The following is a 13,190-nucleotide window of genomic DNA, read 5'->3' on the forward strand; positions in this document are numbered from 1 at the left end:
AGATCCTTTACGCAAACAGACGAACTTCGCCGTCACCTTCAATGTTTGTTACGCAGCGAGTACAGAGTGTTGGATGGGCCTCGATGGTGCCAACCTCTTCTCTGTGGTGCCAACAACGCTCACACTTCTCAGCAGTGCTTGAAGCAACCACTAATTTCAGTGACGCCAGCTCAGTTTCAACCGCTTCTGATGTCGCATCCGCTAAAGGCAAGACTTTGGCTTCAGAGGTCAATAACACAAATCTTAGCTCATCGCCGATATGGGTTAATTGTTCAGTCAACGCTGCATCAGCAAACAAGGTCACTTCCGCTTCTAATGAACCACCAATACGTTTATCACGGCGAGCTTGTTCAATCACTTTATTGACTTCGTTACGCACAGTCAGCAGTTGCTGCCAATAGTCGTCGCTCAAATCCGTCGCTAAGGTGACTGATTTCAAGCCTTGATACCATTCTTGAGTAAAGACATAGGCATCACGCTCGCCAGGCAATAGTTGCCACACTTCGTCGGCTGTGAAGCTTAGAATTGGCGCAATCCAACGCACCATGGCCTCAGAGATCAAATACAACGCAGATTGACAGCTGCGACGCGCATGACCTTCTTGCTTAGCCGTGTATTGGCGATCTTTGATGATGTCCAGATAGAAACTGCCTAACTCAACCGAGCAGAACTGCATCAGTTTTTGAGTCACAATATGGAAGTTATATTGTTCATAGGCTTCAATAATTTCCTGTTGCAGCGCAGCAGCGCGGCGCACAACCCAACGATCTAACGCGACCATATCTTCAACGGCCACTAAATCCTTTGCAGGCTCGAAACCGTTTAAGTTGGCTAATAGGAAACGGGCAGTGTTACGAATACGACGATAGGCATCGGCGCTACGATTTAAGATTTCGTCAGAAACCGTCATCTCACCGCTGTAATCTGTTGCCGCAACCCATAAACGCAGAATGTCGGCGCCTAATTTGTTGGTTACCGTTTGCGGCGCAATCACGTTACCGATAGATTTTGACATCTTGCGGCCTTTACCATCGACGGTAAAACCGTGAGTCAGCACTTGCTTATACGGAGCTTTGCCATTCATTGCGGTTGAAATCATCAAAGATGACATAAACCAGCCGCGATGTTGGTCGCTACCTTCAAGATACAAATCAACGCCGTGTCCGTGGAATTCAGGACGAGCCGCAACCACTGACGAGAAAGTTGAACCTGAGTCAAACCAAACGTCTAAGGTATCGGTTACTTTGCGGTATTGATCTGCTTCGTCACCCAACAATTCGGCTGCATCGAGATCCCACCAAGCTTGAATGCCTTGCTGTTCAATACGGCTGGCAACACGCTCCATTAGCGACACGCTATCTGGGTGCAACTCTTCAGTTTCACGATTCACAAACAGCGTGATAGGCACGCCCCAAGTACGTTGGCGTGAGATACACCAGTCAGGGCGGTTTTCAACCATTTTTTCGATACGACTTTGGCCCCAATCAGGGATCCACTGAGTCTGTTCGATTTCTTTCAATGCTTGCGTACGCAGGCCATGGTTATCCATAGAGATAAACCACTGCGGCGTCGCACGGAAGATGATCGGTGTTTTGTGGCGCCAGCAATGTGGATAGCTATGACGGTAAGCCACGTGATTCAGCAAGGCGCTCTTTTCTCTCAGTAAAGCAACCACGTTATCGTTGGCTTTAAAGACATGTTGGCCAGCAAAATACTCAGTATCTGGCTTGTATACACCGTTGTCGCCAACAGGGTTTGCCACTTCTAAACCGTACTTTTGACCAACCACAAAGTCGTCTTGACCGTGACCTGGGGCAGTATGAACGATACCAGTACCGGCATCAGTCGTGACGTGATCGCCTAAAATTGCCGGAACATCAAAATCTAAGAACGGGTGATTAAAGCGGACAAGCTCAAACGCTGCGCCTTTGACAGAGCCAAGCACGGTATGGCTTTCTACGTTATAGCGAGTCAGGCAAGACTCGACTAATACTTCAGCTAAAATAAGCGCTTGCGTAACACCGTCTTTTTCGAATTCAACTAAGCTGTAATCTAACTCAGGGCTTAAAGACAAGGCACGGTTCGCAGGCAGAGTCCATGGCGTGGTAGTCCAAATCACCATAGAAACAGGATGTGAGTAATCGCTTACCCCAAACTTAGCCGCAACGGCTTTACTATCGGCGGCCACAAATGCTACATCAATAGCAGGTGATGTTTTGTCTTCGTATTCCACTTCAGCTTCAGCTAAGGCAGAACCGCAATCAGTACACCAATGCACTGGCTTAACGCCTTTATGTAAGTGACCACTCTCAATCACTTTCGATAAAGAACGCACGATATTAGCTTCGGTTGAAAAATCCATTGTCAGGTATGGATTTTGCCAGTCGCCTAATACGCCTAAACGGATAAAATCTTCACGTTGACCATTAACTTGCTCGGCGGCGTATTTACGGCATTCTTCGCGGAATTCTGCCGCAGAGATTTTTTGACCTGGTTTACCCACTTTTTGCTCAACTTTCAGCTCGATAGGCAAACCGTGGCAATCCCAACCTGGCACATACGGTGCGTCAAAACCAGACATGGTTTTTGACTTAATAATAATGTCCTTGAGGATTTTATTAACTGAGTGACCAATATGAATACTGCCATTTGCATACGGTGGGCCGTCATGCAAAATGAAGGGAGTACGGCCAATTCGGCTATCACGGATCTGCTGATACAAACCGTCTTTTGTCCAGCGCTCTAACATCTCTGGCTCGCGATTTGCCAAATTACCACGCATCGGAAACTCTGTTTCCGGCAAATTCAAAGTAAATTTATAGTCGCTCATTGATCCTATACCGTTAATTAAACTGATAAATTTCAGCCTGCATCATTACCAAATAAAGCTCTGGCTTCATTTGCATCATTTAAAATCTGTTGCTTAAGCGCATCCAATGAGTCAAAAGGTTGCTCATCACGGAGTTTAGCCACCAACTCGACCTCAACATGTTTGCCGTAAATGTCACCTTCAAAATCAAAAAGATGCACCTCAAGCTGACACACTTGACCGTTCACTGTCGGGCGGAACCCAATATTGGCTACGCCCTCATAAATACCGCTGTTATCCCAATAACATTTGACCGCAAACACACCGCGTACAGGCACAACATTGCGCTTTAAAGCGATATTGGCTGTGGGGAAACCAATGGTGCGGCCAATTTTTTGCCCATGCGCGACACGACCACTCAAGGTAAAAGGATGACCTAGCAAGCGCCTTGCTTGCTCAAGATTACCCTTAGCCAATTGTTCACGCACGGCGGTTGAGCTCACTCTTTGCGAGCCCAGCATAAAACTTTGGGTGCTGACCACAGTAAAGCCATATTGAATACCTGCCTGCACAAGCATCTCAAAATTGCCTTTACGGCCCTGACCAAAACAAAAATCATCGCCGACCACTAGGTATTTAACACCGAGTTTGCGGACCAACAATTCTTCAATAAAATGCTCAGCAGGTTGATTGGCAAAAGTGCGATTAAAGTTAACACACACTAACCGTTCAACCCCAAGTTCATCGAGCAACATGACTTTATCACGTAATAAACTTAAACGAGCTGGCGCATTGTCGCCGCTAAATAATTCCTGCGGCTGAGGTTCAAACGTCATCAACGTAGATGGCAGCGATAACTGCTTCGCCTTCTGCACTAAGTTCGCAATCACTTGTGCATGACCACGATGGACGCCGTCAAAATTACCTATAGTCAATACACACCCGTGGTGGGATGACAAAATGTTATGTATACCGCGGATTAATTCCATAACTTTAGACAACTGCCAAGCGCAAATCGGCTGATTATATAACAGCTAGCGATGAGAATCAGCAATCAAACTCCCCGTTTAATTGACCAAGGACGAATTCCGAGCAAAAGCAGTCCCAACAAGTAACTGACTGCCCCTGCTAAAATCAAGCCTATCAAGGCTTTTGCACGCTCGAACAAATGCCAATCTAACCAAATTTGTTGCGAAGGTAAAAAGTAATACAAGACTACCACCATCAAGGCGGTAGAGACCACGGCTTTAGCAAAAAACACCATAGTCGGCCTAGAAACGCGATAAACGCCGGCTAAATGCAATCCTCGATAAAGTAAAGTGGCGTTGAGCAATGCTGACATTGAAGTCGCAATCGCTAATCCAACATATCCAAAAGGAATAGCAAACAATAAGTTAAAGCCCATGTTGGTGATCATGGCGATAATGCCATAACGCACAGGAGTTTTGGTATCTTGGCGGGAGTAATAACCTGGAGCGAGTACTTTAATCAGCATAAAACTGAGTAAACCGCTACCGTAAGCCATCAAACTATAAGAAGCCATTTCAACATCATGCATCGAAAAAGCGCCGCGCATAAATAACACCATCAGCATAGGTTTGGCGAGCACGATCAAACCCATCATGGCAGGAAGACCTAGCAGCAGAATCGCTTTAACCCCCCAATCCATCGTCAAGCCAAACCCCGCACCTTCAGCATTGACATGGTTTCGTGACAACGCAGGTAAAATCACAGTACCAATCGCGATCCCAAACAATCCTAGGGGAAACTCCAATAAACGGTCGGCATAGTAGAGCCAGCTTATTGAGCCCGTCATCAAAAAACTGGCGATAAAGGTATCAAATAACAGGTTAATCTGTGAAACCGATACGCCAAATAGCGCCGGGATCATCAAGGTTCTGATTTTCACTACTCCAGGGTGATGCCAACCCCACGAGGGTTTAACGAGCGCTTTTTCACGCAACAAAAAAGGAATTTGAAATAAGAACTGGATTAATCCGCCACAAAAAACGCCCCAAGCAAGGGTGATTTCGGGTTGAGTCGATGTTGGCGCATAAAATATGGCCGCGGTAATAATCGCCACATTGAGGAATACAGGGGTAAACGCCGAAACCGCAAATCGGCCTCGGGTGTTTAAAATCGATCCAGCCAGTGCGGTAAAGGTAATAAACCACAGGTAAGGGAAAGTAATCTTAAGCACAACGGTAGCGAGTTCAAATTTAGCGCCATCGGGCTCATTATTGAGCCAAGCAATAAACCAACCACCGCCAAATAAGGCTGATAACACGGGCGAAGCTACCACGCCCACAAGCGTCACAATCGTCACTAACAAACCTAATGTGCCTGCGACTTTACTCAACAGGTCACGGGTTTCTTCCGCGGTGTGTTTCTCTTGATACTCAGTTAAAACAGGCACAAAGGCTTGTGCAAAAGCCCCTTCTGCAAACAAACGACGTAAAAAGTTAGGAATTTTATTGGCGAAGAAAAACACATCGGCACTTGTCCCGGCCCCCATCAAGTTAGCAACGACGACGTCCCGAACAAGACCTAACACACGGGATATCAATGTCATAGCACTAACAATCAGACCAGATTTTAATAATTTTCTACTCAAACGTCCCCCAGACCCATATCGAATTGATTAGGTGATACATCTCAAAAAATCGATTCAGGCTCTGTCACACTGCGGTAATAGCTGCTAGAATTGCGCCACATATTACACGAGTTGGGTCGAAGATAGCCAAGGCAGGTTGGATTAATTTATCTTTATGATGAATATTCAATCATAGTCATTGACAAAGTGACTAAATGCAGGCATATTCCTCGGCCTTTAAAAGTATCAAATCCAGTTTTTAGGAGTTGCACCTTGGCTAATAGCAAGTCTGCAAAGAAGCGCGCGCTTCAATCTGAAAAGCGTCGTCAGCATAACGCCAGCCGTCGCTCAATGTTACGTACATACGTTAAAAAAGTAATCGCTGCAATTAAAGCAGGCGATCACAAAACAGCAGCAGAAGCTTTTGCTGTTGCACAACCAATCGTTGACCGTATGGCGACTAAAGGTCTTATTCACAAGAATAAAGCCGCTCGTCAAAAGGCACGTTTGAACGCTAAGATCAAAGCAATCGCTGCTTAATCTATAAAATAGCAAATGAAAAAAACCGGCAATTGCCGGTTTTTTTATATCTGAAAAACACTATTAATGACAATAAATGTTGTTCAATAAGTGGATCATCTCCCGAACTTCATCACTCTTGAGTGAATAAAATACCGTTTGCGCTTCTTTGCGTGTGGTTACTAAATTATCTTTGCGTAACCAAGCAAGGTGTTGTGACAGTGCCGATTGACTTAAGCCTAATTTTTTATTCATTTCGCCAACGCACATTTCTCCTTCATTCAATAAATAACAAAGAATAAATAAACGGCGTTCGTTCGCAAGTGCCTTTAATAGCACTACGGCATGATCGGCTCGCTCCTGCATTAATTCAATATTCATTACGCACTTTCTCTCCTAAAACTAACCCCTGCGCTAATATAGCGTCGCCTTACGGATATAGTCGGGACATAAAGCACACTTTTTGCTAGATTGTTTTTAAAAATGGGACATGCTTAATAAAAATAAAGGAAATCTAATGAAGCCCTATCGAACTACACTTCTCTCGAGTCTTTTAATCGGGAGTTTAAGTGCGTGCCAAACCCAAGTAGAAACAGCCCCGACAAGTGAAGTCATTAAATTACAACAGACAGCATTAGCTTCACAATTAGGTTATGACATAGTCGAATCTCTCACGGTTGAAGTAGGTCCAAGACTAGCTGGAAGCCCAAAAGATATCATCGCCGTTAACTGGGCGATGAATAAACTGACCAGCCTTGGATTTGACCGCGTTTATAAAGAACCAGTACAAGTACCCATTTGGGAACGCGGTGAAGCCAAAGCCAAAATAACCTTCCCTGTCGAGCAGCCGCTGGTCATTACTGCGCTTGGTGGCAGCGTTGCGACACCAGCAGGTAGTTTACAGGCTAAAATCGCACGTTTTGATAGCCTAGAGGCACTACAACAAGCCAAGCCTGAAAACGTAAAAGGTAAGATTGCGTTTATTGACCAAAAAACCGAGCGCCACATTACTGGTGAAGGCTATGGCAAAAGCGTTGGCGGCCGCTCAAAAGGTGCCGTCGCAGCAGCGCAAAAAGGCGCAGTTGCTATCGTGATCCGCTCTATTGGCACAGATCATGACCGCATGGCCCATACAGGTGTTATGCGCTACCAAGATGACGTGCCTAAGATCCCTGCGGCAGCCATGTCAAACCCTGATGCCGATTTGGTCGATGCATTACTAAAACGCAATCCTGATGCTTTACTTGAGTTGCAGATGTCACCAAAAAACGCAGGCTTTAATACGTCTTACAATGTCATTGCCGAAGTAACTGGCAGCAGTAAGCCCAATGAAATCGTGCTCATTGGCGCTCATTTAGATTCTTGGGATGAAGGTACGGGGGCGATTGATGATGGGGCGGGTGTCGCGATAGTGACAGCTGCAGCTAAGCACATTCAAGATCTTCCAGTAAAACCCGCTCGTACTGTCAGAGTGGTGCTATATGCCGCTGAAGAAATAGGGCTTGTGGGCGGTAAAGCCTATGCTGAAGCTCATAAATCGGAATTATCACTGCACTACATAGCTGCGGAATCCGATTTTGGAGCAGGCCGAATTTATCAAATCGATACTAAGGTCAATGAGAGCGCATTTGCAGAGGTACAGCATGCACTTAGCCCTATGTCATTCAATGGTGTCGCACTCGGCAACAACCAAGCTTCTGGCGGGCCTGACGTGTCTATGCTGCCGGCTCTAGGCGTACCAGTTGCATCATTAAGGCAAGATGGTCACGATTACTTCGATTACCATCACACACCGAATGATACCTTAGATAAGATTGACCCCGCCGCATTGGCTCAAAACGTCGCAGCCTACGCACAATTTGCTTATATCATGGCAAATGCAAACACGGCATTAACACCTTTGGCCACTCAGTCTGAAAAATAGATAATCGATAAAATAATTGAGAGAACAGCATAAGCTGTTCTCTCTCAATTAACATCTTATCGATATTTCGCTATTGCTCTGCACGTAAAAATGTTGGATTTGTCGGTGAACTTTGCTCTTCACTATAGTAATAACCCGCGAGATTAAATGCTTTTAACTCAGCTAACGTATTCACTTTATTGGTGATGATATATCTCGCCATCATGCCCCTAGCACGCTTAGCAAAAAAACTGATCACTTTATATTGACCATTTTTACAATCTTTAAATACGGGTGAAATTAATTGCCCTTGCAGTTTTTTAGGCTTTATCGCTTTGAAATACTCATTAGAAGCAAGATTGACAATAATATCGCTACCACTTTCTGCAAGCGCTTCATTTACCGCTTGCGTTAAGGTATCACCCCAAAATTCATATAAATTTTTACCTTTTGGATTCGAAAGCGCCGTTCCCATTTCTAAACGGTAAGGCATGATTAAATCCAGCGGCCTTAGCAAACCATAAAGACCCGATAGAATACGCAGCTGCGACTGAGTCTGGGCGATTTCATCCTCAGATAAGGTGTCAGCATCAAAACCTGTGTACACATCCCCTCTAAAGGCAAAAATGGCCTGTTTAGCATTATCTAAACTAAAGTCTGGCTGCCACTCTCCGAAACGCGCCGCATTTAAACCCGCAATTTTATCGCTCACCTTCATCAAAGTCGCGATATCTGAAGGAGTTAATTGCCGACAAACTTGGATCAACTCCTGACTATGAGTTAAGAAATCAGGCTGTGAATACACCTGAATCAGTGGCGGCTGTTCAAAATCTAAGGTCTTCGCCGGCGAAACCAATATCAACATCAAAAACTCCCAACAGAAACAAAAAGACATATCTATGATACTGAACGAACATAAAAAAACCACGCTTTAACGGCGTGGTCTTTTCGATTACGACAATCAGAAATCTCTGTCGTCGACTATCTGGGTTACCTAAGGCTTTTTAACCGATGTAAGGCTGGCATCTTGCCAAATATCATCATCGAGTTGATCCATTAATTCAGGGAACTTACTGCGATCAAACTCAGGAGACTTACCCGCTTTAACCTGCTCGCGATAATCATTGATGACGCGAATGGCCAAACCTGACAACAGTAAGAGCGCAATAATGTTCACCGTCGCCATCAATCCCATAGAAACGTCGGCTAAGTTCCACACTAGACTTATCTTCGCCACGGCACCAAACATTACCATGCCCAATACACACAAACGGAACAAAGGCAGTAATTTAGTACTGTTACCCATTAAAAACATCACGTTTGTTTCAGCGTAAGAGTAATTGGCTATGATGGAGGTAAAGCAGAATAAGAAAATCGCCACTGCAATAAACGCACCGCCCCAGTCTCCGACATGAGATGACATGGCATTGATAGTTAAACGAATACCATCGTCACTCGAACCCACATCCCCTGATAGCAGGATAATTGCAGCCGTTGCAGTACAAATAACGATAGTATCCGCAAATACCCCCATCATCTGGACAAAACCTTGGGATGCAGGATGGTTCGGATTAGGCGATGCACTGGCCGCGACATTCGCCGCACTGCCCATACCCGCTTCATTTGAGAAGAGTCCGCGTGCAATACCCGCTTGCATAGCCTGTGCGACGGTATAAGCCACGCCGCCAGCAGCCGCCTCTTGCCAACCAAAAGCACTCTTCACAATTAAGCTAATAATTGCAGGCAGTTGATCTAGGTTGAAAATAACGATAATGAAGGCAACGAGAATGTAGGCTAATGCCATGATAGGGACGATAAATTCAGAGACTCGTGCGACTTTACGCAAACCACCGACAATCACAAATCCACTGGCAATCACCAGTCCAATCCCGACATAAGTAGGATTAAACCCAAATACTCGCTCCATGGCTCCGGTAATCGTATTCGCTTGTACCGCGTTGAATACCAGACCAAAGGCAATGATCAGAAAGACGGCAAACAAAATACCCATCCAGCGCTGACCCAAGCCTTTTTCCATGTAGTAAGAAGGACCGCCACGGAACTGACCGTTATGATCTCGCACTTTGTATACCTGCGCTAAGGTTGATTCAACCATAGCGGTAGCCATACCTAAGATAGCGATAAGCCACATCCAAAATACCGCACCAGGACCTGCAGCACCAATAGCGACTGCAACACCGGCCATATTACCGGCACCGACACGGGCCGCCATACTGGTACAAAAGACTTGAAATGATGAAAGACCGCTATCGCAACCTTGGCGACTCATGGTCATGACTTTGATGGAATGTTTAAAGTGGGTTAACTGGATAAAGGCAAGTCTTATGGTGAAATAAAGACCAGCTCCTACCAGTCCATATACTAACAACTTACCCCAAAGTAGCGCATTCAAAAAATTAACTATGGTTTCTAACATATTATTTTACTTCTTCCCGTAGCAAATGCTCCTCTAATTGAATGGCAATTAGAGGTACAACATCTGTGGTGAATGAATCCTTCCAAGTTAAAGGTAAGAATTTCGGTAGATTTATTTTTTCAAATTATCCTTCCGTGAATTTACAACATCACGGCTACCGAATTCAACGCAGCAAAATAGCACAGTATTCGAAATTGCTCATGTGATCAAGCTCGCGTTTGAACAGTTAAACGCCATCAACATCACGCCTCACAACATAAGCTAAGTCACTGTTAAAACTGTATTAACAAAATCACGAAGTTACTCCGTTATTTTTAACAGTAAAAACAACTTTTAAAATTTGGATGTAGGGCACATTTTTGTAATAAAACTACAAATATAGTATCCACATAGAAACTTCAATCATCTCTTGTTTGTTTTAGTGAGGCTTTATATGACACAAATACATGAAATCAATGCTCTGAAAAAATATGTCAGAGCGACTAACTTTCTTGCGACCTCGCAGATTTATCTCAAACAAAACGTCTTACATAAACGTCCACTTGCCCATACTGATATCAAACCACGTTTACTTGGCCACTGGGGTACCTGCCCCGGCATTAACTTTGTTTATGCCAACATTAACCGATTGATAGTGAAACATAATCGCTCGTTCATCTATTTAGTTGGTCCTGGTCATGGTTTCCCAGCAGTACAAGCTAACTTATTCATGGAAGGTTCATTAAGTCATTTCTATCCAGAAACGATCCCCTACAATGAAACCGGTATCGAAGATATTTGTAAGAAGTTTTCCGCCGCTTATGGCTATCCTTCACATGCAAACCCAGAAGCTCCAGGACAAATTCTTGAAGGTGGCGAACTCGGCTACTCACTTTCAGTAGGCTGGGGCGCTGTTCTCGATAATCCAGATCTGATCGCCACCGTCTTAATTGGTGACGGTGAAGCAGAAACTGGGCCATTAGCCGCATCTTGGTACGCAAACCGTCTAGTCTCTCCTGCGACAAGTGGTGCAGTATTACCGATTGTGCATATCAATGGCTATAAAATTTCAGGCCCTACCCGTATGGGACGCATGAGCCATGAAGAACTGGATCTTGAATTCCGTGGTCTTGGCTACTTCCCTATTATCGTTGATAACGAATTAGAAGAAGATATCTATGTGCAAATGACAAATGCCATGGATACCGCTTATGCCATGATCAATGATATCCAACGTCGTGCCCGTAGCGGCGAAGATGTGGTTAAGCCTAAATGGCCAGTGATTTTAATGCGCACCGCCAAAGGTTGGACGGGTGTCAGTGAGTATAAAGGTAAGAAATTAGAAGGTAACTGCGAATCACACCAAGTGATCGTCAATAAATGTGCCACAGATAAAGGTCATCTGGATGCACTTGACAATTGGCTTGCCAGTTACAACTTCCAAGAACTTTACCAAATGAATGATAAAGGCGAGCTGATTTTTGATGCCGACATTTGCTCATTAATTCCACCTAAGCAACTTGCCTGTGGTCGTCAACATCTCACCTATGGTGGTGAAGTGGTTAGAGCGTTAACGAACCCTGATCTCGAGAAACTCAGCTACGGCCCAGAAGTACCACGTGGTCACCGTGGTTATTCAATGCTGAAAATGGGTGAATGGATGCGTGATGCATTCAAGTTAAACCGCGATCAACGCAATCTACGTATTTTCAGCCCTGACGAAACCTATTCAAATCAGTTACAAGCTGTATTTGAAGAAACCGATCGTGCATGGCAATGGCCAATTGAGAGCTGGGATGAAGACATGTCCCGCGAAGGACGAGTGATTGAGCTCCTTTCTGAAAACTTGCTCTTTGGTATGTTGCACGGCTACACAGTCACAGGCCGCCACGGTATGTTCCCAACCTATGAGTCATTCTCACAAGTGATCTCATCGATGGCCGACCAATACTGTAAATACGTCTATGCAAGCCAAGGTGTGCATTTCCGTAAGCCGCTGCCTGCATGTAACGTCGTATTATCTTCGCTGCTTGAACGCCAAGACCATAATGGCTACTCGCATCAAAACCCGTCTTTCCTTGGGGCGATGCTAGAGAAGCATCCAAAAATTATCTCTGCTTATTTACCAGCAGATGCTAACAGCACCTTGGTTTATACAGAAAGAGCTTACGCTGACCGCGACAAACTCAATATTCTTGTTGCAGGTAAGAAAGAGCTACCACAATGGCTGAGCTTGGAAGAAGCGCGTAAACAAGCAAAAGATGGCGTAATGGTGTGGGATTTCGCCTCTGATGAGAATCCAGATATTGTCCTAGCAGGTTGTGGTGATTACGTCACTCAAGAATGTATGGCTTCATTAGTATTGATCAGAGAACTCCTTCCAAGAGTCAAAATTCGCTTCGTTAGCGTCACCGAATTAAGCAGTGATGGCTTAGGAAGCCGCAAATTTAAAGAAAAACCATGGTTAATGGACGAAATATTTACCCAAGATAAAGGCGTGGTATTCAACTACCATGGTTACCCAAATACGATTAAAAAGTTAATATTTGATTACAAAGGCAGCCGTCGCTTCAGAATTAAAGGCTATGAAGAAGAAGGTTCAACAACCACTCCATTCGATATGGGCGTTCGTAACGGCACATCACGTTATCACCTAGTGATTGATATGGCTTACAAACTGTTCCAACAGGGCGTTATTGATGAAACTATGCACGTTTCAATCACCACAGACATGCTACAAAGATTAGTTGATCACCGCAACTATATTAAAGCCAATGGTGTCGACCCAGTAGAAATTGAGAATTGGGTATGGACACGTTAAAGTTTACGAAAAAATAACAAAATAATTCATTTTAAAGGCATTCCTCGGAGTGCCTTTTTTATGTTTAAAAAACAACTTACAGCACGAGTGACTATAAAAAGGAAACTCTTAACACTGGTAAAACTTAAC

Annotated in this window: 9 protein-coding genes; 3 read left to right on the top strand and 6 right to left on the bottom strand. The window is 44.5% G+C overall.

Annotation, left to right across the window (positions count from 1 at the left end; translation table 11 throughout):
- Positions 1-7: 7 nt before the first annotated feature.
- The 3 genes from ileS to murJ form a co-directional block, all read right to left on the bottom strand.
- Positions 8-2,830 carry an isoleucine--tRNA ligase gene (ileS, locus tag Q4Q57_RS13765; RefSeq protein ID WP_311891142.1) on the bottom strand — a complete coding sequence of 941 codons (2,823 nt, stop codon included), beginning with the start codon at positions 2,828-2,830 and terminating at the stop codon, positions 8-10.
- Positions 2,831-2,862: 32 nt separating this feature from the next.
- A complete protein-coding gene (gene ribF / locus Q4Q57_RS13770; RefSeq protein ID WP_311891143.1) occupies positions 2,863-3,798 on the bottom strand; it encodes a bifunctional riboflavin kinase/FAD synthetase in 936 nt (311 codons plus the stop codon).
- 65 nt (positions 3,799-3,863) lie between these two features.
- A complete protein-coding gene (gene murJ, locus Q4Q57_RS13775; protein ID WP_012196768.1) occupies positions 3,864-5,423 on the bottom strand; it encodes a murein biosynthesis integral membrane protein MurJ in 1,560 nt (519 codons plus the stop codon).
- A gap of 252 nt (positions 5,424-5,675) precedes the next feature.
- Here murJ and rpsT point away from each other — a divergent pair, with 252 nt between their 5' ends.
- Positions 5,676-5,942 carry a 30S ribosomal protein S20 gene (rpsT, locus tag Q4Q57_RS13780; RefSeq protein ID WP_006080633.1) on the top strand — a complete coding sequence of 89 codons (267 nt, stop codon included), beginning with the start codon at positions 5,676-5,678 and terminating at the stop codon, positions 5,940-5,942.
- Positions 5,943-6,005: 63 nt separating this feature from the next.
- Here the strand turns inward: rpsT and Q4Q57_RS13785 are convergent, their stop codons facing one another.
- On the bottom strand, positions 6,006-6,302 hold the full coding sequence (locus Q4Q57_RS13785) for an ArsR/SmtB family transcription factor (RefSeq protein WP_006084975.1): 297 nt from the start codon (positions 6,300-6,302) through the stop codon (positions 6,006-6,008).
- A gap of 136 nt (positions 6,303-6,438) precedes the next feature.
- Between Q4Q57_RS13785 and Q4Q57_RS13790 the strand changes: the two genes are divergently transcribed.
- Complete coding sequence (locus Q4Q57_RS13790) at positions 6,439-7,845, top strand: M28 family metallopeptidase (protein ID WP_311891144.1); 1,407 nt, start codon at positions 6,439-6,441, stop codon at positions 7,843-7,845.
- Between the two features lie 70 nt (positions 7,846-7,915).
- On the opposite strand, the gene yaaA is transcribed toward Q4Q57_RS13790, so the two are convergent.
- Together yaaA and Q4Q57_RS13800 are read right to left on the bottom strand one after the other, a co-directional pair.
- Positions 7,916-8,689, bottom strand: coding sequence for a peroxide stress protein YaaA (gene yaaA / locus Q4Q57_RS13795; protein ID WP_311891145.1), 774 nt, complete (start codon positions 8,687-8,689; stop codon positions 7,916-7,918).
- A 129-nt stretch (positions 8,690-8,818) separates the two neighbouring features.
- Positions 8,819-10,261 (bottom strand): sodium:alanine symporter family protein, encoded by a 1,443-nt coding sequence (locus tag Q4Q57_RS13800; protein ID WP_259513075.1) that lies wholly within the window; start codon positions 10,259-10,261, stop codon positions 8,819-8,821.
- Positions 10,262-10,694: 433 nt separating this feature from the next.
- Here Q4Q57_RS13800 and Q4Q57_RS13805 point away from each other — a divergent pair, with 433 nt between their 5' ends.
- Positions 10,695-13,061 (top strand): phosphoketolase family protein, encoded by a 2,367-nt coding sequence (locus Q4Q57_RS13805; RefSeq protein WP_311891146.1) that lies wholly within the window; start codon positions 10,695-10,697, stop codon positions 13,059-13,061.
- Positions 13,062-13,190 lie beyond the last annotated feature (129 nt).

It is taken from the genome of Shewanella sp. SP2S2-6 (assembly GCF_031931965.1).
In the GTDB taxonomy this organism is placed as follows: Bacteria; Pseudomonadota; Gammaproteobacteria; order Enterobacterales; family Shewanellaceae; genus Shewanella; species Shewanella baltica.